Genomic DNA, 25,319 nt, shown 5'->3' on the forward strand with positions numbered 1-25,319 from the left:
GCGGGGAGGAATGGCGGACGCGTTGTCAGCCATGTCTGTCCTTTCTGGTATGACTGGTTCTGTGCGGACGGCGTACAGGTGTCGGGCGTATCCGACCCCGGAGCAGGCGGCGGTGCTGAACCGCACGTTCGGGTGTGTACGCGTCGTCTGGAATCGCACTCTCGCCGTCCGTCACGCCCGCTGGCACACCGAACGGAGATCCACCTCCTATGCCGAGACGGATCGGGCGTTGACGGAGATGAAGCGGCAGCCTGATCTGGCGTTCCTGGGTGAGGTGTCGTCGGTGCCGTTGCAGCAGACCCTGCGGCACCAGCACGTGCGCCGGGATTTCCTGCATCAGCAGTCCACCGCCCTGGTGCGCCGGTTCGCCGCCATCGCCGTGGAGGACCTGGCGGTGGCGAACATGGTCCGCAACCGGTCCCTCGCCAAGGCGATCTGCCGTACGGGCTGGGCCGAGTTCCGCACCCTGCTCGCCTACAAGACGCACCGCGACGGCCGCACCCTTGCGGTCTTGGACCGCTGGTACCCGTCGTCGAAGACGTGTTCGGCGTGCGGGCACCTGCTCGCCCAGCTTTCCCTCGGCACACGGCATTGGGCGTGTCCGGGGTGCGGCACCCGGCATCACCGGGACGTCAACGCCGCCACGAACATCGCCGTCGCGGCCGGGCTGGTCGAGACGAAAACCGCCTGCGGAGCGGACGTCAGACACGAAGGGCAACCTTCCGTGCGGTCTGCGGTGAACCAGGAACCCCAACCCGTGAGGGTGGGACTCCCCCACCATTAGGCGGGGAAGGAGATGCCAATGCCAACCTCCGCATGCCGCGCGCTAGCCGGGAGCGCCAGCCCGACCGACGTGTAATCATGCCATGGACCGTGAGTGAGGAGAACTCCCCGCGCGACGGGGCGCCGACCCTGCCGGGGGGCGGGGCGCTCAGCCGATGAGGTGATCGAAGTCGCCGTCGCGGGCCCCGAGCACGAAGGCGGCGATCTCGTCCATCGTGTAGATCAGGGCGGGCCCCTCCGGGTGTCGTGAGTTCCGCAGGGCGATGCCAGCGCCGCCGGGCAGTTGGGCCAACTCGACGCAGTTGCCGCTCGGGTTGCTCCGGCGGCTCTTCTGCCAGTTGAGCGGGGGCAACTGGTTGGCGGGAACGCCGTTCGGTGGCTGCTGCATGGGGCGTCTTTCTCTCCGCGGGCCGCCGCTGCCGGGCGGGCGGGGCTGCTGAGCGGCGCACGGCATCGACGAGAGGGGTTGGCTGCACGTGCATCTGCTCTTGCATCTGCATCGGCCAGCGAGCATGATAACGCAGGTGCGCGGTACCCATCCGCTCACTCTGAGTCACCGACAGCTGGGCTGCCACCAGCGACGACAGGGCCCCGCGACGGGCGCGGCACGCCGGGGCGACGGGGCATCGTGGCGATGGGAGGTCTCGTGCCGGATCCGGTCACCATCGCGTCCGGCATCTGCGCCGCGGGGGCCCTCGTCACCACCTGGCAGCTACGCAGCCGCGCGCTGCGGGCCGAGGCCGAGATCAGGCACCTCCAGGCCGAGCTGGCCGCCGAGCGGCACGCCGCCAGCCACGACCCCCTCACCGGCCTGCCCAACCGGCGCGCGTTCTACCGGATCGCGGCCACGCTGCTCACCGACGCGGCCGGGCAGCCACTGATCGCCGTGGTGCTCGACCTCGACGACTTCAAACAGATCAACGACCGCTACGGGCACGCCGCCGGCGACCAGGTGCTGATCAGCGTGGCCCAGCGGCTCGCCGCGTTCGCCGGGGACAACCTGGTCGCCCGGCTCGGCGGCGACGAGTTCGCCGGGCTGCTCACCAGCCCGACGGTGGACCGGCGGTGGATCGAGCACGCCACCCGCCGGCTCTGCGAGAGCCTGGCCGCGCCGATCCCCCTCGGCGGGCTCAGCGTCCGGGTGACCGCGTCCGTCGGGCTGGCGCCGGTCACCGGGCCGGCGCAGCTCACCGAGGCGCTCGACCGCGCCGACGCCGCCATGTACCGGGCCAAGAGCCTCGGGTCGGCCCGCTCGCGCCGGCAGCTCGTCGACACCGCCCACCTGGCGGAGTGCTGACCCGGCGGCGCCCGTCCCGCTCGCTCCACAGACGCCGTCCCTCGCAGGACGAGTTTCGACGTGTCTCGCGCCGTCTGCCGGGTATTCGGAGGAAACAGCGCGGCGTCGGCGAGAGGAACGATCGTGGCCACCATCCGGGCCCTGATCCTGAACTGCACCCTGAAGCGGTCACCCGCCCCGTCGAGCGCCGAGATGCTCGGACGCGAGGTGCTCGACGCCCTCGCCGAGCAGGGCGTCGAGGGCGAGCTGGTCCGGGTCGTTGACCACAACGTGCGGTTCGGGGTCTCCACCGACGAGGGCGACGGGGACGGATGGCCGGCCATCCGGGCCAAACTGCTGGCCGCGCAGATCCTCGTCGTCGCCACACCGATCTGGCTCGGCCAGCCGTCGGCAGTGTGCAAGATGGTCCTCGAACGCCTCGACGCCGAGCTGTCCGAGACCGACGCCGAGGGTCGGCTGCTCACCTACGGCAGGGTGGCCGGCGTCGCCGTCGTCGGCAACGAGGACGGTGCGCACCACACCATCGGCCAGGTGCAGCAGGCCCTCAACGAGGTCGGCTTCACCTGCCCCGCGGCCGGCGCCACCTACTGGGTGGGCGAGGCGCTGCACAAGGTCGACTACATCGACGCCCGGCCGAAGCCGGACACCACGGGCCGCACCACGAAAGCCCTGGCGCTCAACGCCGCGCACCTCGCCCGGCTGCTGGCCGAGCAGCCGTACCCGCCGCCGGACGCGAAGGCCGCCGGGGTCGGGCCCAGCCGGGAGCCGGCCTGACCGTCGGCGCCGAGCCGTCGTCGACACCGGCGGGCCCGAGCGGTCAGCGCCAGCCGTAGCCGGCGCGCAGGGCCTGCCCGACCCGGTCGAAGCGGGCCCGGTCCAGCACCGCGCCCTCCCGGCGGATGCTGTCCTCCCGCATGGTCAGCACGCGGTCCAGGCGTACCCAGCTCGGCCGGTTGTCCCGGTCCCACTCGCCCGGGCCGAGCGCGAGCCAGTGCCGCTGGCCGTCGCGCTCGCTCTGGCTGGAGAGCATCAGCCCGAACAGGGTGCGGCTGTGCCGGCCCACCACCAGCACCGGGCGGTCCTTGCCCTGGCGCGGGTCGTCCTCGTACGGCACCCAGGTCCAGACGATCTCGCCCGGGTCGGCGTGCCCGTCGAGCTCCGGCGCGTACGCGAGCACGCGGCGTTGCAGCGCGGCGACCTGGCGACGCCGGGCGACCTGCGCCGGGGCGGGGCCCGGACGCCGGGGCGACGGGATGACACCGCCGATGCGCGCCGCCACACTCCTGAGAAGACCTGCCACGGTCGGCAGCCTATCTTCCGTCGCGCCGCCCGGCCGGGCCGGGAACAATCGGGTGGACCCGGGGCCGACCCTCGATCAGGATCGGCGGCATGACGGTCCCCGCCCACCAGATCCGCGCCGACTTCACCGCCGACACCGTGACCGTGTACCAGGCGTACCCGCCGGAGATCGCCCGCGCGGCGCTGGCCGCCGGCCGCTTCGTGCCGCCGTTCAAGCGGGAACGGATGACCTGGATCAAGCCGTCGTTCCGCTGGATGATGTACCGCTGCGGCTGGGCCACGAAGCCCGGCCAGGAGCGGGTGCTGGCCGTCCGGATCACCCGGTCGGGCTTCGAGTGGGCCCTGGCCAACTCCTGCCTGAGCAGCTTCGACCGCGACCGCTACCCCGACCGGGAGACCTGGTCGCGGCGGCTGCGCGCCAGCCCGGTGCGGGTGCAGTGGGACCCGGAGCGGTCGCTGCGGCTGGCCCCGCTGCCGCACCGGTCGCTCCAGGTCGGGCTCTCCGGCGAGGCGGTGCGCCGGTACGTGGACGAATGGCTGGTCGCCCTCACCGACGTGACCCCGACGGCCCACGCGGTGCGCGCGGCGCTCGACGCCGGCGACGACCGAACCGCCGAGGCCCTGCTGCCGCCGGAGCGCCCGTACCCGCTGCCACCGGACGTGGCCGCCGTCGTCGGCGCGGTGATCCCGTGACGGGGTTTCGCCCCTGGTCGAGGCGTGGCGCCGCCGGTGCCGTGCGACCGGCCGCCGCGCGGCACGTGCCGATCCTCCAGCCGGTGCTGGAGGTGGATCCCCTCGACGGCTTCACGCTCTGGCCGGTGGCCGAGGTCGGGCCGTGGCTGGCGCTTTCCGGTGCGTTGACCGCCGCCGAGGTGGGCACCGCCGTGGCGCCGATCGCGGCGTACCACCACGTCGACGACCGCACGGTGTGGCCCGAGGACGACGATCCGCTGACCGCCGTGCTGCCGGTGGCGGCGGCCGGGCCGGAGCCGGGCGCCCTCGTGGTGCCCGGCGGCCTGCGTCTCACCGACCCGGGCACGGGGGCGCGGGTCGACCCGGGCTGCTGCAGCGGCCTTGAGGACTGGCGCGCGTGGTACGAGATTCCGTCGGGGGCGTCGCCGGACCAGGGCCACGACCCCGACCCGTGGGTGGAGCACCGCAGGGACGGCACGATCCGGGTCTGGGCGGACGAGGAGCGCGGTGCGCATGTGGACGTCCGGGTCGACGAGCTGATGCGGCTCGTCGACGGCGTCAGTGCGGACCTCGCCGGGTTCCTGCGGGTGCTGCGGACGTGGGCCGACGGGGTCGTACCCGCCGCCGCCGACGGCTTGGTGGAAAGCCTGGACCGGCATCTCCAGGTCTCGGAACCGGGGGCCCGGGCGGCGACGCCGTGAGCCGGCCGGCGGGTGGGCGGCGTCGGCCCGTCCGCTGGCGCGGCACGTGTTTGACTGGGTGCCGGGGCCGGAGCGAGGAGGCGGTGGCAGGTGACCTTCGAGGTGCGGGGCCTGCCCGACGCCCGCCGGCGTGATCCGCGCCGCCCACGCGGTCCGCGGCCGGCTCGTCCCACGCGGAGCGTCGCGGTCGCGACGGCCCTCGCCCTGGCTCTGCTGGCCGGCGCGGCCGGTTGCGCCGGGGCCGAGCGCCCGGAGTCCCCGCCGACCGGCGGCCCGTCGGTCACCGCCGCCACCCCCGCGTCGCCCACGCCGGCCGCGCCGGCCGCGCCGGCCGTCGAGACCCGCGACGACCTGGCGAGCCTGTTTTGGCAGGCCGGCCTGCGGGGCACCTTCGTCCTGTACGACGTGACGGCCGCGCGAGTCGTCATGGTGGACCGCGCCCGGGCCGAGCGCCGGTTCATCCCGGCCTCGACGTTCAAGATCCCGCACAGCCTGGTCGCCCTGGAGACCGGCGTGGTGCGCGACGAGCACGAGAAGGTCCCGTACGGCGGCCGGCCGCAGCGCGTCGCGGCCTGGGAGCGGGACATGGGGCTACGCGACGCGGTCCGGGTGTCCAACGTGCCGGTGTTCCAGGAGCTGGCCCGGCGGATCGGGCCGGAGCGGGAGCGGGAGTGGCTGCGCCGGCTCGGCTACGGCAACGGCGAGGTCGGCGCCGAGGTGGACGGGTTCTGGCTGCGCGGGCCGCTGGCGGTCTCGGCCGACGAGCAGGCGCGGTGGCTCGCCCGGCTGGCCCGGGGCGAACTGCCGGCCGACCGGGGGCACCAGGCGACCGTCCGGGACATCCTGCGCCTGGAACGCGGCGCCACCCACACGCTGTACGCCAAGACCGGACAGACGGACGCCACCGAGCCGGGCATCGGGTGGTGGGTCGGCTGGGTCGAACGCGGCGACCGGTTGTACTGCTTCGCGCTGAACGTGGACATCCGCGCCGACGCCGACGCGGACAAGCGGCTGCCGCTCGGCCGGCAACTGCTGCGCCGCCTCGGCGCCCTGCCCGCCGCCTGACCGCCCCCTCAGCAGGGTGCGCCGGTTCGTCGGTCCGTGGCGGCGCCAGCGGCGTCGGCTCGTGGCCGGCTCGTCCGAGCGACCGACCTTCACCGGATCGTCAAGCGGAGTCAACGCTCGCTACGCTCAGCGCGACTGGTCGGGCCCTAGCTTCGGCGATCATGAACCGATCCCCCCTCAACCAGGCCGTACGCGTCGCAACCGCGCTCTCCCTTGTCGCTGCCGGCGCTGTCGCCGGAGCAGCGCTCACGACCGGCTGGCAGGCACCTGCCGCCCTCGCCGTCACAACCAGCGGCGTAGGCACTCCTCCCCCGGCGCTGCTCTACGGCGGGCCGGGTCGGGGTGGCGGCACGCCGGCCGAGCGCGCCTACCATGACATCCTCGACCACAGTCCGAAGGCCAAGATCCTCACCGCCGCGCACCGCGGCCAGTGGCGCGTCGCCCCGGAAAACTCCCTGCCCGCGGTCGCGGCCGCCTACGAGGACGGCGCCGAGATCGTCGAGATCGACGTGCGGCTGACCAAGGACGGTGTCCCCGTGCTCATGCACGACACCACCGTCGACCGCACGACGAACGGAACCGGCGCCGTCGCCGACCTCACCCTCGCCCAGGTCAAGGCGCTCCGCCTGAAGCAGGGCCTCGGCGGCGCTCAGGCGGCGGTCACCGACGAGCAGGTCCCGACTCTCGCCGAGGCCATGGAGGTCGCGAAGACGCGTGGTCTCGTCAATCTCGACAAGGGCTGGCCGTTCCGCGAGGAGATCTGGAGGGTGCTCGTCGAGACCGGGACGGTCCGCAACGGGCTCTACAAGAGCGCCGCGCCGGTGGCTGAGGTCCAGCGGTTCCTGGCCGGGCACGAGGGCGCGCTCTACCTGCACATGATCGGCGACGGCAATCTCGCCGACGTCGCGGCGTTCGGCGGCGACCAGCCGGTCGGCTACGAGGTCAACTTCGACAGCCAGTACGACGTCGTGGCACGCAAGCCGTTCCTGGACCGGCTGGCGGCGAGCAGCAGGGTCTGGGTCAACTCGATGTGGAACGGTCTGGCGGACCGCTTCACCGACGAGGCCTCGCTGACCGATCCTCGTCGAGGCTGGGAGGGGCTGGTCACCAGCTTCGGCGCCACCGTCATCCAGACCGACGACGTCGAGAAGCTCGAGCGGTGGCTGCAGACCGGCGACGGCGACCCGGTGCCGACGGGTAGCGTCCGGGTCCAGGCCGAGGACTTCCTTCCGGGCGCGGGCGTGGGCTACCACGACCTCGACGCCGGTAACCGCGGCGGGCTGCCGATGCGCCCCGGCGAGGACGTGGACATCAGTGACGCCGACGGCAACGTGCGGATCTCGTGGATGCGCGGCGGCGAGTGGCTGACCTACGACATCGAGGTGCCTCGCAGCGGCAGGTACGCCGTGTCGGCACGGGTGTCCTCGCCGTACTCCCCCGCCGGCGCGTACACGCTGTCGTTCGACGGAGGCCCGGAGAGCGGGCGGGTGGCGGTCCTGAACACCACAAGCCACAACAAGCAGGTGCTCCAGCCCAGTGGCGTCGTCCAGGAACTCTCGGCCGGTCACCACACCGTGCGCGTGAGCCTGCCGGCCGACGCCTACCAGAACTGGAACCTCGACTACCTCCAGTTCGATCCGGTCCGCTCCTGAATCGGCGGGTGACGTGCGCCGCGCGGAGGGCTGTGGCGAGGGATGACCAGCCCGCCCTCCGCCAGCGCGCGTCACCGGCGCGATGGACGAGTGATCGAACGGACGCCACCGAGCCGGGCACGAGTGGTGGCTGCTGCGCCGAGACGCTCGGCTGCGCCCTCGGACCAGCCGCGCGGGCGCCGGCCGCCCGCCCCGCGCCGGGCCTGCGACCGGCGGCCGGTGTCACGGGTGCGTCGGCCAGATCCGGCGGAAGAGCCGCTCCGGTGCCGCGTGCCCGCCGTGCCGCGCGCGCAGGACGAGGCGGCCGGCACGCCAGGTCCCGCTCGTCTCGACGTCGCCCTCGCCGAAGTGGCCGGGCGTGGTGAACGAGATCCGGCCGCCGGAGGCGACGTACCGCGCGGTATGGACGCCGTTCAGGGGCGACTCGCGGCGCAGCCACCGGGCGATGGCCGGCCCGTGGGAGGCGTCGGGTAGTCCGGACGCCAGCCGGCCGGATCCGTTCACCTGGCCGATGCGGCCAACCTTCGGTGCGCCCCGAGGGTGTTGCGAGGGATGATGGGCGAATGACCGAACTGCCGCGGGATCTGCCGGTCGTGGAGCGCAGCGCGGTGCGGGTGGTGGTGCTCGACGCCGACGACCGGGTGCTGCTGTTCCACACCCGCGACCCGGACCACCCCCGCCTGGGCACCTGGTGGGAGGTGCCCGGCGGGGGCGCCGACCCCGGCGAGACCTACCTGGACACGGCGGTACGGGAGCTGCGCGAGGAGACCGGCATCGTCGCCACCGCCGCGCAGATCGGCCCGCCGACGTGGCGGCGGCGGGCCAGCTTCGTCCACCGGCAGCGGCGGCACCTCCAGGACGAGGTGGTCGTCCCGGTCCGGCTCGCCGGCCCCGGCCCGGACGTGGACGAGGCGCACCGGCTCGACTACGAGCGGGAGGACTACTTCGGCTTCCGCTGGTGGGCGGCGCCGGAGGTCGTGGCGAGCCGGGAGCGGTTCTACCCGGGCCGGCTGCCCGAGTTGCTGACCCCGTTCCTCGCCGGCGAGGAGATCGACGAGCCTTTCGAGCTGTGGTCGTGACGGCGTGGCGGCGGCACGGCACAGTGGTGCGATGACTGACATCAACGGCCCGCTGATCCGCTACGCCGAACGGCTGCACGCGACCGCCGGGGCAGGACACCACGTGGCCTCTCCCCTCGGCGCTTGGCTGCTGCTCGCGCTCGCCGGCCCGGCCACCGCCGGCCCGGACCGCGCGGAACTGGAGGACGTGCTCGGCACCGACGTGGCCGGCGCCGCGGCGGCGGTCCGCGCGCTGCTGGAGGCGCCGCATCCGTTGGTGGCGGCGGCGAGCGCCGTGTGGCAGCGCGCCGGACTCGACGCCGGTGCGCTGGACCGCTGGCGTGCGACCCTGCCCGCATCGACCGCGACGGGCCCGCTGCCCGACCAGCCGGCCCTCAACGACTGGGCCCGGGAGCACACGCTGGGCCTGATCGACCAGTTTCCGGTGGCCGTGACGCCGCAGACGCTGCTGGTCCTGGCCAGCGCCCTGGCAACCCGGATCTCCTGGGAGGATCCGTTCGAGGTGACGCCGGCCGACGGGCTCGGCCCGGCGAGCCCGTGGGCGAATCGGCTGCGGCGGGTCCTGCGCAGCCCGGAACGCGGCCACAAGTGCTGGATCGCGACCAGTAGCCGGGCCGGCGACGTGGCGGTACACGCCGCGCCCTCGACGCGGGTGTCCACCGCCGACGGCGATGCCGGCCTGCTCGTCGTCTCGGTGGCCGCCGCCCCCGAGGTCGCCCCCGTCGACGTCCTCGCAGCGGCGCACGAGCTGGCGACCGCCGCCGTCACCGCACCGGACGGGGATGAGCCCCACGGAAAGCGCCGGCGTCTGGCGGCCAACCCGACGGGACGGCGGTCCCTGTTCGACCTGTCGTTGGGCGACACCGCGATGTGGACGCTGCGCGAGGAACCGACCTGGACGTACGCGCCCGACGGCCGGGAGGAGAAGGTGACGGCGTTCCTGCCCTGCTGGTCGGCCGAGAGCCGCCACAACCTGAATGTGGAGCGCCTCGGCTTCCCCGTCGCCACCTGGGCGTTCGGCGCGCTGCTGAACGCCCCTGATCTGACGGCCGCGGTGGTGCAGACGGCGGTGGCCCGGTACGGCCGGTACGGCTTCGAGGCCGCTGCGGTGACCGGGTGGGGCATGGCGACCAGCCTGCCGCCCGAGGGGATCGCGCGGATCGCGGAGCTGCGCTTCGGCCACCCGTACGCCGTGGTGGCGGTCGCCACCGACACCCGGCGCGGCGGCGCGACCGGGCCGTGGCACGGGGTCCCGGTCTTCTCGGCGTGGGTCGCCGAGCCCGAGGAAGTGCCCGAGGCGGACCTCGCCGACCACGAAGACTGACGGAGGGCGGGGGCCTCCGGCGGGCGCGCCGGAGGCCCCCGCATCTCACGCCGCGACCGGCACCTTCTCGCCCTCCCGTTCGGCGGCGCGGGCAGCCAGGCGCTTCTCCCGCTCCTGCGCACCGATCAGGTCGTCGGGCAGCGAGTCCTCCACCTCGATGTCGAACCGGCGCAGCAGCCGGATCGCGAAGCCGCCGAGGGTGATCAGCACCAGCGCCGCGCCGAAGCAGACGTACGCGAAGCCGATGCCGCGGCCCGGACCGGTACCGATCACCGCGCCCACCGACCCGGCGAGCGACCCGCCCGGGGCGAGCATCGGCTCGAACAGGGCGGACGCGCCGGGGGCGAGCAGCGCGAACCCGATCGGCAGGGTCGACCAGGAGATGGTCTGGTTCAGGCTGAACACCCGGCCGTGGAAGCGCTGCGGCACCTTCACCTGGACGATGGTGGCGTAGATCGACTGCGCCGTGGTCATCGCCATCGCCAGCCAGAACGCGCCGACGCAGATCATCGCCACCGAGGCGTCCAGGCCGATCAGCATGCAGCCGACGGCCGTGCCGAGGTTGCCGATCAGCACACCGATCATGCGCCGGTGCCGGGGGCCGCCCCAGATCGACATGAGCACGCCGCCGGCGACCGCGCCGAGCGCCTCGGCGAGGGCCACCTGGGCCACCTGCGTCGCGGTGCCGAAGGAGAGCACCAGCGGCGTGGTGAGCACCAGCGCGGGCGCCAGGAAGATGTTGCCCAGCGCGAAGTAGCCGAGCATCAACCGGAAGCCCCGGTGCTGCCAGGAGTAGCGCATGCCGTTGGCGATGGCCACCAGCAGCCGCTCCCTGGGCCGCCACCCGAGCAGGTCGGGGAAGCGGACCACGGCCAGGGTCAGCACCGCCACCACGTAGCTCGCCACGTCGATCAGCAGGATGCCCTTGAGTTCGATGGCGGCCAGCAGGCCGGCGGCGAAGACCGGCATCAGCAGCATGGCGAAGCCGTTGGTGAGCTGGGTGATGCCCATCGCGTGGCCGAGGTAGCGCTTCGGCACGAGCTGCGGCACCGCCGACTGGAACGCGATGCGTTGGAACGACCCGGCGACCTGGCTCAGCGCCACCAGCAGGTAGATGTTCCACAGCTGGAGGTTGTCGGTCCAGAGCAGCGCGGCCAGCACCAGCTGGATCGAGCCGGCGCTGCTGCTGGCGATCATCATGATCTTCCGACGGCTGACCCGGTCGGTGATCGCCCCGGCGATCGGCAGCATCAGCACGCCGCAGATCAGGGCGAGCGCCCAGAGCAGCCCGAGGTTGGCCACCGATCCGGTCTGCGTGAACAGCCAGATCGGCAGGGCGAACGCGGTCAGCGCCGACCCGGTCGTGGAGACGAGCTGCCCGGCGGTGACCGCCACGAACCTGGCCATGGACGGCTTGACCACCGTCTTCTCCGGCCGGTCGTCGAGGCCGACGCGCTGCTGGTCGGCGACCACCCAGCCGGCGTCCTCGCCCCGGGCGGCCGGGGTGAGGGCCGAGACGTCCCCGGCCACGACCGCCGGGTGGACCCGGGTGACGATCTCGGCCAGCTCCTCGGCCCGGTACTTCAGGAAGAAGTGCCCGGCCTGGTCGAGCACCACCAGGCCGAGGGTGTCGCTGAGGAACTGCCACTCGGCGTACCGCTCGGTGTGGTAGTCGGTGACCGGGTCCTCCGAGCCGACCACCGAGATGATCGGCGTGCGCAGCTTGGGCGCCCCCCGGTCCAGCAGCCCGGTGAAGTACTCCTCGGAGGCCCGGGAGTCGGCCCGCATGTTGCTGATGATCCGGTCCGCCTGCTCCGGGTCCAGCTCGTCGGTGTCCACGCCCATCGACTTGAGCCAGCTCGCGTAGTGCCGGTTGCTGCGCAGCCGCTCCAGCCGGTTGCGCAGGGCGGCGAACGCGCCCTTCGGGCGGGCGAACGGGAACATCGCCCCGATGTAGAGCGCCTCCAGGTCCCGCCCGGCCGCCTCGACCTTGCGGGCCACCTCGGCGACGATCGCGCTGCCGACGCCGCAGTGGCCGTACAGGACGATCGGCCCCTCGACGCGTTCCAGGATCTCCTCGGCGACCCGGCTGGTCAGCTCGTCGAAGGGCAGGCCGTCCTCGCTGAGGCCGACGTCGTGGCCGGGGATGGCGAGGGACCAGAGCGCGTGCCCGGCCGGCAGCGCGTCGGCGAGCGGCTGGTAGACGATGGCGCTGCCGCCGCCGTAGGGGACGCAGACGTACGAGAGCACGCGCTTGCCCGCCGGGATCGGCTTGGTCAGCTCGTAGAGCAGCCGGCGCGGCCCGTCGGCCTCGCCGCTGCCGGACATGAAGGCGGCCAGCTCGCGGATGGTCCGCTGCTGGAACAGGTCCATCACGCCGACCGGGCGGCCGCCGTGCTCCGCCTTGCGGATCTTCGCCACGACCTGGGTGGCGAGCATCGAGTGCCCGCCGAGGTCGAAGAAGTCGTCGTCGATGCCGAGCGTGTCCACGCCGAGCACCTCCGACCAGATCCCGGCCAGCAGCCGCTCGGTGTCGTCGCGCGGCTCCACCAGCGCCACGGACGCCTCGCGGGTGACCACCGGCGCGGGCAGCGCCTTGCGGTCGAGCTTGCCGTTCGGCGACAGCGGCAGCGCGTCCAGGGTGACGAACGCGCCCGGCACCATGTACTCGGGCAGCGTCTCCTTCAGCGCCGACTTCAGCGCGGTGTGTTCCGCCGCGCCGACCACGTACGCGGTGAGCCGCTTGTCGCCGGGGCTGTCCTCGCGGACGATCACCGCCGCCTCGGCCACCTCCGGCTGCTCGCGCAGCGCGCTCTCGATCTCGCCCAGCTCGATCCGCAGGCCGCGCAGCTTGACCTGGTGGTCGATGCGGCCGAGGAACTCGATGACCCCGCCCGTGCCGCCCGGGGCGGTGCGCCAGCGGGCGAGGTCGCCGGTGCGGTACAGCCGCGCGCCCGGCTCACCGGAGAACGGGTCCGGCACGAACCGCTCGGCGGTCAGCGCCGGCCGGCGGTGGTAGCCGCGGGCCAGCCCGACCCCGCCGATGTGCAGCTCGCCGGCCACCCCGACCGGGCACTCCTCGCCGCGCTCGTCGAGCACGTGCAGCCGCAGGTTGGCGATCGGCGCGCCGATCGGGACGCTGGTCAGCCCGGCCAGCAGGGCCGGATCGCAGTGCCAGGAGCTGACGTCGATGGCCGCCTCGGTCGGGCCGTACAGGTTGTGCAGCCCGCACCACGGCAGCCGGGCGGTGAAGTCCAGCGCCGAGGCCAGCGGCAGCTCCTCGCCCGAGCAGATCACCCGGCGCAGCGCCGTCGCCGCCTCGACGCCGTCCTCGGCGAGGAAGACGGTCAGCATCGACGGGACGAAGTGGGCGGTGGTCACCCGCTCGGCGACCAGCAGGTCGCGCAGGTAGCCGGCGTCCTTGTGCCCGCCGGGCTTGGCGACCACCAGCCGGGCGCCCTCGCGCAGCGGCCAGAAGAACTCCCACACCGACACGTCGAAGCTGGCCGGGGTCTTCTGCAGCACGGCGTCGTCGGCGCCGAGCCCGTAGGTCTTCTGCATCCAGTCGAGCCGGTTGACGATGCCCCGGTGGGTGTTCGGCACCCCCTTCGGCCGCCCGGTGGAGCCCGAGGTGTAGATGACGTACGCCAGGTGCCCGGGGCCGACGACCGGCGCGGGGTCGTCCGCCGGCTGGTCGGCCCACACCCGCTCGTCGTCGAGGGCGAGGACCGTGGCGCCGGTGTCCGGCAGCACGTCGCGCAGGTGCTCCTGGACCAGCACCACCGGCGCGGCCGCGTCGGTGACCATGAAGGACAGCCGGTCGGCCGGGTACTCCGGGTCCAGCGGGAGATAGGCCCCGCCGGCCTTGAGCACACCGAGCAGCCCGGCGACCAGCTCCACCGAGCGCTCCGCGCAGACCCCGACCAGGGTCTCCGGGCCCACTCCGGCGGCGCGCAGCCGGTGCGCGATCCGGTTGGCGGCGGCGTTCAGCTCGGCGTACGTGACGGCGCGGCCCTCGAAGGTGACCGCCACCGCGTCGGGGGTGCGGGCGGCCCGCTCCTCGATCGGCCCGTGCAGCGTCTGGGTGGCCGGGAAGTCGGCGGCGGTGGCGTTCCACCCCGCCAGCAGGTTCCGCTCGTCGGCGGGGAGCAGGTCCAGCGCGGAGATCGGGGTGTCGGGGGCGGCCACCACCGCGCGCAGCAGCGTGCTGAGCCGCTGCGCCATCCGCTCCACCGTGTCGCGGGTGAACAGGTCGGTGTTGAAGACGAGCTTGCCGTAGAGCCCGTCGATGACCTCCACCGCGTGGAACTCGAAGTCGAACCGGGTGGCCCGCAGCTCCATCGGCGTCCAGTCGAAGGTGACGTCGGTGGCGTCGGAGACCTGGGTGAACCGGCCGATCTCGTAGTTCTGCAACACGAACATCGCCTGGAACACCGGGGAGCGACTCACGTCGCGGGGCAGGCCCAGCTCGTGCACCACCCTGGCGAACGGCACCTCGCCGTGCTCCAGCCCGTCCAGCACGGCACGCCGGGTGCGTTCCAGCAGCTCGGCGAAGGTGGGGTCGCCGGCCAGTTCGGCCCGCATCGGCAGCATGTTGATGAACATGCCGACCACGTTCTCCAGCTCCGGCGCGGAACGGCCGGCCACCGACGCCCCGACGGCGAAGTCGTCCTGACCGGCGTGCCGGGCCAGCAGCACCTGGTACGCCGCGAGCAGCGTCATGAACAGGGTGCCGCCGTAGGAGCGGGTGAGCGCGGCGAGCCCGTCCATGGCGGCCCGGTCCAGCCGGAACTCGACGAAATCGCCAGCGTAGGTCTGGGTGGCGGGCCGGGGCAGGTCCAGCGGGAGTTCCAGCGGGGTGATCCCGGTCAGCCGCTGCTTCCACCACTCCACGTGCCCCTGCGCGGCCGGCCCGTCGAGCTCCCGGGCCTCCCAGTGGGCGAAGTCGCCGTACTGGATCGGCAGGGCCGGCGGCTCCCCACCGCGGTAGAGGGTGATCAGGTCGCGCAACAGCACGTCGACCGACCAGCCGTCGCCGACGATGTGGTGCTTGCCGAGGAACAGCACGTGGTCCTCGGCGGCCAGCCGGATCAGCAGGGCGCGCAGCAGCGGGCCCCGCGCCAGGTCGAACGGTTCGGCGGCGGCGGCGTCCACCAGCGCCTGCGCCGCCGCCTCGTCGGGGGCGTCCACGATGGTCAGCGGCACCTCGACGGAGTCGGCGACCACCGCCGTGGGCCGGCCGTCGGCGTCGGCCGGGAACCGGGTGCGCAGCGACTCGTGTCGCCGGGTCAGCCCGGCCAGCGCGGCGCGCAGCGCCGCGACGTCGAGCGGCCCGCGCACCCGCAGCGGCACCGCGATGTGGTACGCCGCCGCGCCCGGAGCGATCTGGTCCATGAACCAGACCCGCTCCTGGGCGTACGACAGCGGCACCTCGGCGTCGGGCGGACGCGGGGTGATCCGGGCGGTGGGCGTGGCGGCCTGCCGCTTGCGCAGGCGCTGCGCGATGAGCGCCTGGCGGGCCGCGTCCCGCGCCGGGTCCTTCACGTCGGTCATCAGGGAGTGTCCTTCTCCGCCGCGAGCAGCGCGGCGACCTCGGCTTCGGAGAGCTCGTCGAGTTCGGCGGCGATCCGCTGCTCGATCTGGGCGGCCAGGTCGGCCACCACCGGGGTGCTGAACAGCGCCCGCATCGGCAGGTCCACGTCCACCTCGGCCCGGATCCGGGCCATCGCCCGCATGCCGCGCAGCGAGTTGCCGCCCAGGGCGAAGAAGTCGTCCAGCGCGCCGACCTTGTCCACTTGGAGGATCTCGGCGTACACCTCGGCGACCAGCGCCTCGGCATCGGTGCGCGGGGCGACGAACGCGTCGGCGGCCGGGGCGGCGGCCGGGGCGGGCAGCGCCGCGGCGTCCAGCTTGCCGTTCGGGGTCAGCGGCAGCGCGTCGACCCGGACGAACGCCGCCGGCACCAGGTGCGCCGGCAGCTCCCGGGCCAGGTCGGCGGCGAGCGCCGCCTCGTCGGCCGCGCCGACGAGGTAGCCGACCAGGGTCGGCTCGCCGGTGTCGGTGCGCACCACGACGGCCGCCTCGCGGACGTCCGGCCGGGCCAGCAGGGCCGACTCGATCTCGCCCAGCTCGATCCGCATGCCGCGGATCTTGACCTGGTTGTCGCGGCGGCCGAGGTAGTCCAGCGTGCCGTCGGCCCGCCAGCGGGCCAGGTCGCCGGTGCGGTACATCCGCTCCCCCGGCGGCCCGTACGGGCAGGGCAGGAAGCGCTCCGCGGTGAGGCCGGGCCGGCGCAGGTAGCCCCGGGCCAGCTGGTCACCGGCGACGTACAGCTCGCCGGCCACGCCCGGCGGGACCGGATTCAGCGCGGCGTCGAGCAGGTACACCCGGGTGTTCCAGGTGGGCCGGCCGATCGACACCGCGCCGGCCGGCAGCTCCTCCCCCGGCGCGACCCGGGCGGCCACGCAGCCGACGGTCGCCTCGGTCGGGCCGTACTCGTTGATCACGGCGACGCCCGGGTGGGCGGCCCGCCAGTCGGCGAGCTGCTCCGCCGTCAACGCCTCGCCGCCGATCACCAGGTCGGTCGTCGGCGACAGCTCGGCGTCGAGCAGCGGCAGGTGGCTCGGCGTGACCTTGAGGAACGCCGGCCGGTCGCCGACGCGGGCCGCGGCCTCGTCGATGGCGGCGAGCCGGACGGTGCCGCCGGCGGTGAGCGGGCCGAGCAGCCCGGTGACGGTCAGGTCAAACGACACCGGCGAGTGCAGCAGCGCCGTGCCGGCCAGCCCCGGGTAGGTGTCCCGGGCCCAGGCCAGGTAGGCCGTGACCGCCCGGTGCTCCACCACCACGCCCTTCGGCCGGCCGGTGGAGCCGGAGGTGTAGAGCACGTACGCCGGGTGCCCGGGGCGCAGCGGGGCGATCCGGTCGGCGTCGGTGAGGTCGCCGTCGTCGCCGTCGACCGGGCCGTCGAGCACCAGCGCGCCCGCCGGCACCAGCCCGGCGGTCTCGCCGGTGGCCAGCACCAGGGCCGGCTCGGAGTCCTCCAGCAGATAGGCGATCCGCCCGGCCGGGTAGCCGGTGTCCACCGGCACGTACGCGGCACCGGACTTGAGCACCGCGAGGATCGCCACCACCAGCTCCACGGAGCGCGGCAGGGCCAGCGCGACCCGGGCGTCCGGCCCGGCGCCCCGCGCCACGAGCGTCCGGGCGAGCCGGTTCGCGGCGGCGTTCAGCTCGGCGTACGTCAGTGTGACGCCGTCGCGGACCAGGGCGGGCGCGGTCGGGGTGGCCGCCGCCTGCCGCTCGAACTCGGCGACCAGGGTGGACGCCGGCACCTCGTGCGCGGTGTCGTTCCAGCCCGACAGCACCTGGGTCCGCTCGGCGTCGTCGAGCAGCGGCAGGGCGGAGATCCGCTGGGCCGGGTCGGCGACGGCCGCGGCGAGCAGCCGGACGTACCGGGCGACGACCGCCTCGGCGGTGGCCCGGTCGAACAGCGCGGTGCGGTAGACCAGCCGACTGGGGCCGGTGGTGATGTCGAACGCCAGGTCGTCCTTGGTGGTGCCGAGCTCCACCGCGTCGAGCCCCGAGTCCGGGATGAAGTTCAGCGCGGTCTGGAAGATCGGCTGCACCGACGGGTCCCGCTGCGGGGCGATCGTCTCGACGATCTTCTGGAACGGGGTCGAGCCGTGCTCCATCGCGTCGACCAGCCCGCCGCGCACCCGGCCCAGCAGCTCGGCGAAGGTGGGGTCGCCGGTCAGGTCGCAGCGCAGCGCGACCGGGTTGACGAACATGCCGATCAACGGGGTCAGCTCGGCGGTGTCCCGGCCGGCGGTGGAGACGCCCACCACCACGTCGTCGTCGCCGGAGATCCGGGACAGCAGCGCGGTGAACGCGGCCAGCAGCACCATGTACGGGGTGGCTGCGGAGCCGGTGGCGAGCTGACCGACCCGGTCGAGCAGGCCGTCGGGCAGGTCGAAGCGCACCTCGTCACCGGCGAAGCCGAGCTGCGCCGGGCGCGGCCGGCCCAGCGGCAGGGCGGTCACCGGCGGCGCGCCCGCCAGGTGGCCCCGCCAGAAGGCGAGCTGCCGGTCCAGTTCCGCGCCGGTGAGCTGGTCACGCTGCCAGACCGCGAAGTCGGCGTACTGGATGGGCAGCTCGGGCACGTCGGCGGGCGCGCCGGTCAGCGCGGCCCGGCTGAACGCGGCCAGCTCGTCGGTGAACACCACCGCCGACTGGCTGTCGAAGAACGCGTGGTGCACCACGAACAGCAGCGCGACCTCGTCGTCGGCGAGCCGGACCAGCCGGGCCCGCCACGGCGGCGGCGCGTCCAGCGGGATCGGCGTGCGGGCCAGCCCGCTCAGCAGTGCCGTCACCCTCTCGTCGCGCTCCGGCGCGGCGAGGCCGCGCAGGTCGTCGACCGGCAGCGCGACCGGCTCGGCCGCGCGGACCACCTGGGTGAGGGTGCCGTCGTCCATCCGCAGGTGGGTACGAAGGGACTCGTGCCGGGCGACGACCCGGCCGAACACGTCGTTGGCCTGCTCCGGGGTGATCCCGGTAGCGAAGCGCCACGGGTTGGAGACGTTGTAGACGGGCGAGTCGGTGTCGAGCTGGTTGGCCATCCACACCCGCTCCTGGGCGTAGGAGGCCGGGAAGGTCCACTCCCGCGCGGCACTCATCGTTGCCCCCCTTCGTTCGCGACTGCGGGGCTCCGCTCCGCTGCACTCCTCGCGCTCACCGTTGCCATCCTTCGTTCGCGACTGCGGGGCTCCGCTCCGCTGCACTCCTCGCGCTCACCGGCTGGCCTCCCGCACGGAACGCGGACGCATGTCCGTCCACACGGTGTCGATGTGTGCGAGGCACTCCTCGCGGGTGCCGGCGAAGCCGGCCTCGTGCCAGCCCGCCGGGAGGTCGCGGTCGGCCGACCAGATCGAGTACTGCTCCTCGTCGTTGCGGACGACCAGGAATCGGGTTTCGGCCATCACTTCTCTCCAGCGCTCTCGGGGGTGTGCGGTTCGGCCATCGCGACGGCGATCTTGCGGGGGCCGGTGAACGGCTCCCGCCCGTGCGCGGCGGTCATGTTGTCCACCACCAGCACGTCGTCGCGCTGGTAGTCGAAGCGGACGCTGGCCGCCCGGTACGCGGCCCGCAGGTGGTCCATCACGTCGGCGGGGATCTCGCCGCCGTCGCCGTAGTAGGTGTTCGACGGCAGCCCCTCGGGGCCGAACATGGCCAGCAGCCCCTCCTGGTAGTCCTTCGGCAGGGTGCTGAGGTGGAAGAACGTGGCGTGGTTGAACCAGCGGGGGGTGTCCGAGCCGGGGCGGTAATGCACGACGTCCCGCACCGCCCGGGTGCGCAGCCCGTCCTTGCCCTGCCACTCCAGCTCGATCCGGTTCGCCGCCGCGTACGCCTCGACCTCGGCGCGGTCCTCGGTGTTGAACACGTGCTGCCAGGGGGTGCCGAAGTCGCCGTGGAAGTTGCGCACCAGCATCCAGCGGCGGCGGACGAACTCCTCGCGGACCGCCGGGTCGATCTCGGCGTACACGCGGCGGACGTCGGCGAGCGGCGTCGCGCCCTGCGTCAGCGGCGGGGTGATGCAGTAGAAGAACAGCGTCAGCGGCCAGCGGGCCTGGTACGAGTTCTCGTTGTGCAGGAAGATCTCCTCGTCCGGCGGGTAGTCGGTCGAGGTGTAGACCCGGCCGGCGATGGCGTGCCGGGGCGACGAGCGCTCGGTGTAGACCAGCGGCTCGCCGGACAGCGCCCGGACCACCCGGTCGAAGCCCTCGACGCCGCCGACGTCGAACCCGCGGAACAGCAGCCCGCCGTGCTCCACGAGGCTCGCGCGCAGTTCCGCGCGGCGGGCGGCGATCAGCTCGGTCAACTCCCGGCCGTCGTTCTCGACGACCACCGGCAGCGTGGCGATCGTGTCGCTCATTGCTTCCTCACTCCTGTTTGTCGCTCGTCGTCACGCGCGGGGCAGCCGCGGGATGGTGGGGCTGGTCGGCGCGGCCGGTTCGTCGGCGGGGGCGGCGGCCCGCATCTCCTCGATCCGCGCCGCGATGCCGGCCACGGTGGGCGTCTCGAAGAGGCTGCGCATCGGCAGCCGCACCCCGGTCGCCTTGCGCATCGCGGCGATCAGCTGCACCGCCACCAGCGAGTTGCCGCCGAGGGCGAAGAAGTCGTCGTCGACGCCGACCTCGGCCACGCCGAGCCCGTCCTGCCAGACCCGGGCGATGGTCATCTCCAACTCGGTGCGGGGCGCGGCCGAGCCGCCGCCGGTGCCGGACGGCGCCGAGGAGGTCGCCTCCGGCTCGTTCTCCAGGCTCTCCGTGGTCACCCGACCGGCGCGGCTGCGGATGTCCGCCACCGTCCGGGTGGTGATGACGACCTGGGCACCCAGCCCGGCGGTGAGGCTGCGCCGGAACGCCTCCACCCCGTCCACCGGCCGGATGTCCTCGGTCGGTCCGGCGGAGGTCGCCGCCGGGTCCGCCTCCGGCGCGGCGGCCAGCCCGCCGGTCACCGCGCCCTGGTCGACCCGCCGCAGCACGAAGTCGCTGATGGCGACGAGCTCCCGGCCGTCGGCGTCACGCAGCGACAGGTCGGCGGCGACCACCTCGGCGGTGGCGCTGTCCCGGTGCCGCAGGTGGCTGTGGAACCGCGCCGGCAGCGACCCGCGCACGACGATCCGCCCGTAGGACAGCGGCAGGTAGGTGCCGGCGCCCTGGCCGCGGCCGAACGCGGTCGCCACGTCCAGCAGCGCCGGGTGCAGGCCCCACGACGGCAGGTCCCCGAGCGCCTCGGCGGGGGCCTCGATGCGGGCCAGTTCCTCGCCGTCGCCGAGGTGGTGCTCGCGCAGCGCGGCCCAGCGCGGCCCGAAGGTCAGCATGCTGGTGCGCCCGCGGCCGAACGACGAGTCGTCGTCGACCCGGCGGCCCGTCACGGCCGGCTGCCCCGCGGGCGGGGCCGGCTCGACCGTCCAGCCCGCCGACCCGCGCACGTGGGTGCGGGACTGGCCGGCGGCGAGGCTGGACACGGCGAAGTCGACGCCGTCCTCGGCGGGCGTCAGCTCCACCCGGTACTGGGCGACGGTGCCGTCCGGCACCGAGAACGGCTCCAGGAACACCACGTCGCGCAGCTCCACGGCGGCGTCCCCGGCCGGGGCGGGCAGCGCGGCCGTCACCGCCGCGCGGACGGACTCCAGGTGGGCCGTGCCCGGCACCACGGGCACCCCGCCGATGCGGTGCTCGTCGAGGAGCCAGTGGCTGGTGGCGGAGACCAGGCCGTGCAGCACGGTGCCGTCCGGGCCGGTGACCTTCGTGGTGAGCACCGGGTGGTCCACCGGGGAGGCGACCGTGTCCCGCCCGGCGGCCCGGAAGCCGGCGGGGACGTTGGTCTCCACGGCCATGCCCACCTCGGCCCAGCCGCCCCAGTTCTGCGACACCACGGGCGCGGCGAAGCCGGCGCCGGCCCGGGCGTACGCGTCGAGGAAGTTGTTCGCCGCGCAGTAGTCGACCTGGCCGAAGCCGCCGATCACCGCGGTGACCGAGGAGCAGAGCACCACGAAGTCCAGCGGCAGGTCGCCGAAGACCCGCGCCAGGGCGAGGGTGCCGGCGAGCTTCGGCGCGAGCACCCGCTCCGCCTCGGCCCGCTCCTTGATCTCGGCCATGCCGCCGCCGGCCAGGCCGGCCGCGTGCACGATGCCGTCGATCCCCCCGTACGCCCGCTCGGCCTCGGCCCGCACGCGGGCCAGGTCGGCGGGGTCGGTGACGTCGGCGGCGAGCACCAGCACCTCGGCGCCGGCGGCCTCCATCCGGCGGATCGCGGCGATCGCCCGGCCGGCCCGGTCGCCGCCGTGCACGGCCAGGTGGTCGTCCCACTCCTCGCGGGCGGGCAGCCCGGAGCGGGCCAGCAGCACCAGCTTCGCCCGGGCCCGGGTGGCGAAGTCCTCGGCCAGGGTGATGCCGATGCCGCCGAGGCCGCCGGTGATGACGTACCGGCCGCCCTCGCGCAGCGCCCCCGGCTCGCCCTCGGCGTCGACGGTGACCTGCTCGTAGCCGGTCACCCAGCGGCGTCCGCCGCGCAGCGTCACCTCGGGCCGCTCCGGGTCGACCGGGCGGCGCAGCTCGGCCACGAGGGCCCGCTCGCCCGCGTCGGCGGGGCCGGCGTCGAGCAGCCGGACGGTCAGGCCGGGGACCTCGGCGGGCAGCACCCGGGCCAGGCCGGCCAGGGTGGCGTGCTCCGGCCGGGTCAGGTCGGCGCCGGTCACGTCGCCGATGCCGGCGGTGACAAGGTCCAGGGTGTACGCGCCCTCCTCGGCGGTCAGGCCGGCGCCCGCCAGGGCCTGCACCAGGTGCAGCGCGCTGAAGAAGCCCCGGTCCTGGGCGGCCCAGGTGGCTGCGATGTCGGCGCCGGCCGGCTCGCCGTCGAGGGCGAACGCGTGCACCAGCCGGGCCGGCACGCCGTCCGCGGCGAGGGCGGCGACCAGCGCGTCGTAGTCGTCCCGGACGCCCGGGCGCAGCCGCCAGCCGTCGGTCTCGGCGGCGAAGCCGTCGCCGGGGCGTACCGTCAGCGGCTGCTCCCCGGCGGCCCGCAGCGCCTCGACCAGCGCGTCGCCGCGCGGGCCGTCGACGAGGACCAGGCAGCGGCCCAGCGGCGTGGCCCGCGGCTCGGGGGCCGCCTGCCGCCACACCGGCACCGCGAACCACTCGGGCAGCGGCCGGGGCCCGGTCTCGACCGGCGCGGCGGCGCCGGCCTGCACCGTGTCCGGGTCGACCCAGTAGCGGCGGCGCTCGAACGGGTACGTCGGCAGCGGCACCCGCCGCGCGTCCGGGTCGGAGCCCAGCCGCACCGGCGTGCCGGCGCACCACAGCGCCGCGGCCGTGCCGAGCAGGGTGGCCAGGTCGCCGGTGGGCTCGCCGGGGCCGGGCAGGCTGCCCAGCGGGACGAGCTTGCGCTGCGCCTCGGACGCCTTGGCCACCTGCATCCGGGCCAGGTTCGCCAGCTGGCGGCCCGGGCCGCACTCCACCAGCGACCACGTGCCCTCGGCGAGCAGGGTGGCCACGCAGGCGCCGAAGCGCACCGGCTGGCGCAGGTGCGCCGCCCAGTACGCCGGGTCGGTGGCCTGCTGCTCGGTGATCCAGGTGCCGGTCACGTTGGACAGGAACGGGACGGCCGGCGGCCGCAGCGTCACCGTCGACATCAGGGCGGTGAACTCGGCGAGGACGGGGTCCATCATCGGCGAGTGGAAGGCGTGCGAGGTCCGCAGCGCCTTGGTCTTGGCGCCGACCGTGTCGGCGAAGGCGGCGACCGCGTCGCTCGGGCCCGCCACCACGCAGGTGCCCGGGCCGTTGACGGTGGCGATGGCCACCCCCTCGGGCAGCCGCTCGGCGACCACCGACTCGTCCAGCGGCACGGCGAGCATCGACCCCGGCGCGACGGACTGCATCAGCCGGCCCCGGGCGGCGACCACCCGCAGCGCGTCGGGCAGGCTCAGCACCCCGGCCACCGTCGCGGCGACGTACTCGCCGATCGAGTGGCCGATCATCGCGGCCGGCCGCACGCCGGCGGACTGCCAGAGCACGGCCAGGGCGTACTCGACGACGAACAGGGCGGGCTGGGTGTAGCGGGTCTCGGTGAGCTTCTCCCCCGCCTCGGGGTCGCGGCCGAGGATCAGGTCGCGGATGTCCAGGCCCAGCTCGGGGCGGAGCAGCTCGGCGCACTCGTCCACGACCGCCGCGAAGCCAGGCTCCTCGGCGTAGAGCTGCGCGCCCATCCCGGCGTACTGCGAGCCCTGGCCGGAGAAGAGGAACGCCGTCCGGGGCGCCGGGCCCTCGACCACGCCGGCCTGCCGGCGGCGCTTGGTGCGCAGCGCGGCGACCGCGTCGGCCAGGTCGGTGGCGACCACGGCGACGCGGTGCGGGTACTGCTGGCGGCCGACGCGCAGGGTGTGCGCGACGTCGGCGAGGTGCTCCGGCCCCCGGTCGGTGGCGGACTCCAGGTGCTCGGCGAGCCGCTGCACCGCCGTCTCCAGCGCGCCGGCCGTCTTCGCCGAGACGTGCAGCAGCTGCGCCGGGCGGACCCGCCGCTCCCGGTACGCGGCCGGCGCCTGCTCCAGCACCACGTGCGCGTTGGTGCCGCCGATGCCGAACGAGCTGACCCCGGCGCGGCGGGGCGTGCCGTCGGTGTCCCACTTGGTCAGCGTGTTCGCCACGTAGAACGGGGTGTCGGCGAACTCGATCGCCGGGTTCGGCGTCTCGTAGTTGATGGTCGGCGGGATGAGCCCGTGCTCCATGGCGAGCACCGTCTTGATCACGCTGACGATGCCGGAGGGCTGGCTGAGGTGGCCGATGTTGGACTTCACCGAGCCGATGCCGCACCAGCCCCGCTCGTCGGTGTCCTTCGTGTAGACGGCGGAGAGCGCGGCGATCTCGATCGGGTCGCCCATCGCGGTGCCGGTGCCGTGCGCCTCGACGTAGCTGATGGTGCGCGGGTCCACGTCGGCCATCGCGACGGCCTGGGCGATCGCCTCCATCTGCCCGTCGACGCTCGGGGCGGTGAAGCCGACCTTGCCGGCGCCGTCGTTGTTGATCGCGTTGCCGAGGACCACGGCGCGGATCGCGTCGCCGTCGGCGATCGCGTCGGAGAGCCGCTTGAGCAGGGTCACCCCCGCGCCGCTGCCCCAGACCGTGCCGTTCGCGTCCGCGTCGAACGGGCGGCACCGGCCGTCGGGCGAGGTGAACCCGTCCATGCCCAGGTAGCCGACGTGCGGCAGCTCGATGTTGACGCCGCCCGCGAGGGCCATGTCGCACTCGCCGTTGCGCAGCGCCTCGCAGGCCAGGTGGAACGCGACCAGCGAGGTGGAGCAGGCCGTGTGCACGGTCATGCTCGGCCCGCGCAGGTCCAGCCGGTACGACACGTTGGTGGCCACGTAGTTCGGGGAGTTGCCGGTGGCCAGCGAGACGGTGCCGTGGAGGTTGCCGCCGACCCGCTTGTTGCGCAGCACGAAGCGGTGCAGGTAGGTGTTGCCGCCGGTGCCGGCGTACACGCCGATCGAGCCGTCGTAGCGGGTCGGGTCGTAGCCGGCGTCCTGCAACGCGGTGTAGCAGGACTCCAGGAACAGCCGGTGCTGCGGGTCGGTGATCTCCGCCTCGCGGGCGGTCATGCCGAACAGCCCGGCGTCGAACTCGTCGTACCCGTCGACGAGCGGGGCGCGGTTGACCCAGCCCGGGTCGTCGACCTCGTCGGCGGTGGCGCCGCGGGCGATCTGCTCCTCCCGGGTCAGCTCGGTGGCCGACTCGACCCCGTCGACCAGGTTGCGCCAGAACTCGTTCACGTCGGCCGCGCCGGGCAGGCGGGCGGCCAGCCCGACGATGGCGATCGGCTCGATGCCGTCGCCCTCGGGGAGGTCGGTTGCGGTCGGGTTGCTCATCAGGC

Annotated in this window: 17 protein-coding genes and 1 pseudogene; 10 read left to right on the forward strand and 8 right to left on the reverse strand. The window is 74.3% G+C overall.

Going from position 1 to position 25,319, the window contains the following annotated elements; genetic code table 11:
• Positions 1 to 49: 49 nt before the first annotated feature.
• Positions 50 to 181 (forward strand): annotated as a pseudogene (locus ACFY23_RS28875) (helix-turn-helix domain-containing protein); the annotation flags it as partial.
• Between the two features lie 57 nt (positions 182 to 238).
• Positions 239 to 784, forward strand: coding sequence for a transposase (locus ACFY23_RS28880; RefSeq protein WP_350684103.1), 546 nt, complete (start codon positions 239 to 241; stop codon positions 782 to 784).
• A gap of 147 nt (positions 785 to 931) precedes the next feature.
• On the opposite strand, the gene ACFY23_RS28885 is transcribed toward ACFY23_RS28880, so the two are convergent.
• Positions 932 to 1,171, reverse strand: coding sequence for a DUF397 domain-containing protein (locus ACFY23_RS28885; protein WP_350684094.1), 240 nt, complete (start codon positions 1,169 to 1,171; stop codon positions 932 to 934).
• Between the two features lie 258 nt (positions 1,172 to 1,429).
• Here ACFY23_RS28885 and ACFY23_RS28890 point away from each other — a divergent pair, with 258 nt between their 5' ends.
• Together ACFY23_RS28890 and ACFY23_RS28895 are read left to right on the forward strand one after the other, a co-directional pair.
• Positions 1,430 to 2,080, forward strand: coding sequence for a GGDEF domain-containing protein (locus tag ACFY23_RS28890; protein ID WP_350684093.1), 651 nt, complete (start codon positions 1,430 to 1,432; stop codon positions 2,078 to 2,080).
• A 123-nt stretch (positions 2,081 to 2,203) separates the two neighbouring features.
• On the forward strand, positions 2,204 to 2,854 hold the full coding sequence (locus ACFY23_RS28895) for an NAD(P)H-dependent oxidoreductase (protein WP_350684092.1): 651 nt from the start codon (positions 2,204 to 2,206) through the stop codon (positions 2,852 to 2,854).
• A 43-nt stretch (positions 2,855 to 2,897) separates the two neighbouring features.
• Here the strand turns inward: ACFY23_RS28895 and ACFY23_RS28900 are convergent, their stop codons facing one another.
• Complete coding sequence (locus ACFY23_RS28900) at positions 2,898 to 3,380, reverse strand: type II toxin-antitoxin system PemK/MazF family toxin (RefSeq protein ID WP_350684091.1); 483 nt, start codon at positions 3,378 to 3,380, stop codon at positions 2,898 to 2,900.
• 89 nt (positions 3,381 to 3,469) lie between these two features.
• Between ACFY23_RS28900 and ACFY23_RS28905 the strand changes: the two genes are divergently transcribed.
• The 4 genes from ACFY23_RS28905 (at position 3,470) to ACFY23_RS28920 (ending at position 7,490) form a co-directional block, all read left to right on the forward strand.
• Positions 3,470 to 4,072, forward strand: a complete 603-nt coding sequence (locus ACFY23_RS28905; protein ID WP_350684090.1) for a DUF4291 domain-containing protein — start codon at positions 3,470 to 3,472, stop codon at positions 4,070 to 4,072.
• Positions 4,069 to 4,773 carry a hypothetical protein gene (locus ACFY23_RS28910; RefSeq protein WP_350819490.1) on the forward strand — a complete coding sequence of 235 codons (705 nt, stop codon included), beginning with the start codon at positions 4,069 to 4,071 and terminating at the stop codon, positions 4,771 to 4,773. Before ACFY23_RS28905 ends, ACFY23_RS28910 begins: the two co-directional genes overlap by 4 nt.
• A 90-nt stretch (positions 4,774 to 4,863) precedes the next feature.
• The gene (gene blaOXA, locus ACFY23_RS28915) at positions 4,864 to 5,838 is read left to right on the forward strand and encodes a class D beta-lactamase (protein ID WP_350684088.1); all 975 of its coding nucleotides are present in this window, start codon (positions 4,864 to 4,866) and stop codon (positions 5,836 to 5,838) included.
• Between the two features lie 161 nt (positions 5,839 to 5,999).
• Entirely contained in the window at positions 6,000 to 7,490 is a 1,491-nt protein-coding gene (locus ACFY23_RS28920) for a glycerophosphodiester phosphodiesterase family protein (RefSeq protein ID WP_350684087.1), read from the forward strand.
• A gap of 222 nt (positions 7,491 to 7,712) precedes the next feature.
• On the opposite strand, the gene ACFY23_RS28925 is transcribed toward ACFY23_RS28920, so the two are convergent.
• On the reverse strand, positions 7,713 to 7,994 hold the full coding sequence (locus tag ACFY23_RS28925) for a hypothetical protein (RefSeq protein ID WP_350684086.1): 282 nt from the start codon (positions 7,992 to 7,994) through the stop codon (positions 7,713 to 7,715).
• Positions 7,995 to 8,053: 59 nt separating this feature from the next.
• Between ACFY23_RS28925 and ACFY23_RS28930 the strand changes: the two genes are divergently transcribed.
• Together ACFY23_RS28930 and ACFY23_RS28935 are read left to right on the forward strand one after the other, a co-directional pair.
• Positions 8,054 to 8,569 carry an NUDIX domain-containing protein gene (locus tag ACFY23_RS28930; RefSeq protein WP_350684085.1) on the forward strand — a complete coding sequence of 172 codons (516 nt, stop codon included), beginning with the start codon at positions 8,054 to 8,056 and terminating at the stop codon, positions 8,567 to 8,569.
• Between the two features lie 31 nt (positions 8,570 to 8,600).
• Complete coding sequence (locus tag ACFY23_RS28935) at positions 8,601 to 9,893, forward strand: hypothetical protein (protein WP_350684084.1); 1,293 nt, start codon at positions 8,601 to 8,603, stop codon at positions 9,891 to 9,893.
• Positions 9,894 to 9,938: 45 nt separating this feature from the next.
• Here the strand turns inward: ACFY23_RS28935 and ACFY23_RS28940 are convergent, their stop codons facing one another.
• The 5 genes from ACFY23_RS28940 to ACFY23_RS28960 form a co-directional block, all read right to left on the reverse strand.
• Positions 9,939 to 15,446 (reverse strand): amino acid adenylation domain-containing protein, encoded by a 5,508-nt coding sequence (locus ACFY23_RS28940; protein ID WP_350684083.1) that lies wholly within the window; start codon positions 15,444 to 15,446, stop codon positions 9,939 to 9,941.
• Positions 15,446 to 18,565 (reverse strand): amino acid adenylation domain-containing protein, encoded by a 3,120-nt coding sequence (locus ACFY23_RS28945; RefSeq protein ID WP_350819492.1) that lies wholly within the window; start codon positions 18,563 to 18,565, stop codon positions 15,446 to 15,448. Before ACFY23_RS28945 ends, ACFY23_RS28940 begins: the two co-directional genes overlap by 1 nt.
• Positions 18,566 to 18,679: 114 nt before the next feature.
• Positions 18,680 to 18,868 (reverse strand): MbtH family protein, encoded by a 189-nt coding sequence (locus tag ACFY23_RS28950; protein ID WP_350685424.1) that lies wholly within the window; start codon positions 18,866 to 18,868, stop codon positions 18,680 to 18,682.
• Positions 18,868 to 19,821, reverse strand: coding sequence for a TauD/TfdA family dioxygenase (locus ACFY23_RS28955; protein WP_350685422.1), 954 nt, complete (start codon positions 19,819 to 19,821; stop codon positions 18,868 to 18,870). The genes ACFY23_RS28950 and ACFY23_RS28955 overlap by 1 nt, the downstream gene beginning before the upstream one ends.
• Before the next feature lie 30 nt (positions 19,822 to 19,851).
• The gene (locus ACFY23_RS28960; protein WP_350685420.1) at positions 19,852 to 25,314 is read right to left on the reverse strand and encodes an SDR family NAD(P)-dependent oxidoreductase; all 5,463 of its coding nucleotides are present in this window, start codon (positions 25,312 to 25,314) and stop codon (positions 19,852 to 19,854) included.
• Positions 25,315 to 25,319: the final 5 nt, after the last annotated feature.

The organism is Micromonospora sp. NPDC000121 (assembly GCF_042899165.1).
Classification (GTDB): domain Bacteria; phylum Actinomycetota; class Actinomycetes; order Mycobacteriales; family Micromonosporaceae; genus Micromonospora.

Bases quoted from the DNA above. Each gene is read 5' to 3' on its own strand.
- ACFY23_RS28880 (WP_350684103.1), top strand. From the start codon at position 239: ATGAAGCGGCAGCCTGATCTGGCGTTCCTGGGTGAGGTGTCGTCGGTG.
- ACFY23_RS28940 (WP_350684083.1), bottom strand. From the start codon at position 15,446: ATGACCGACGTGAAGGACCCGGCGCGGGACGCGGCCCGCCAGGCGCTC.
- ACFY23_RS28920 (WP_350684087.1), top strand. From the start codon at position 6,000: ATGAACCGATCCCCCCTCAACCAGGCCGTACGCGTCGCAACCGCGCTC.
- ACFY23_RS28935 (WP_350684084.1), top strand. From the start codon at position 8,601: ATGACTGACATCAACGGCCCGCTGATCCGCTACGCCGAACGGCTGCAC.
- ACFY23_RS28960 (WP_350685420.1), bottom strand. From the start codon at position 25,314: ATGAGCAACCCGACCGCAACCGACCTCCCCGAGGGCGACGGCATCGAG.
- ACFY23_RS28885 (WP_350684094.1), bottom strand. From the start codon at position 1,171: ATGCAGCAGCCACCGAACGGCGTTCCCGCCAACCAGTTGCCCCCGCTC.
- ACFY23_RS28930 (WP_350684085.1), top strand. From the start codon at position 8,054: ATGACCGAACTGCCGCGGGATCTGCCGGTCGTGGAGCGCAGCGCGGTG.
- ACFY23_RS28945 (WP_350819492.1), bottom strand. From the start codon at position 18,565: ATGAGTGCCGCGCGGGAGTGGACCTTCCCGGCCTCCTACGCCCAGGAG.
- ACFY23_RS28955 (WP_350685422.1), bottom strand. From the start codon at position 19,821: ATGAGCGACACGATCGCCACGCTGCCGGTGGTCGTCGAGAACGACGGC.
- ACFY23_RS28905 (WP_350684090.1), top strand. From the start codon at position 3,470: ATGACGGTCCCCGCCCACCAGATCCGCGCCGACTTCACCGCCGACACC.
- ACFY23_RS28950 (WP_350685424.1), bottom strand. From the start codon at position 18,868: ATGGCCGAAACCCGATTCCTGGTCGTCCGCAACGACGAGGAGCAGTAC.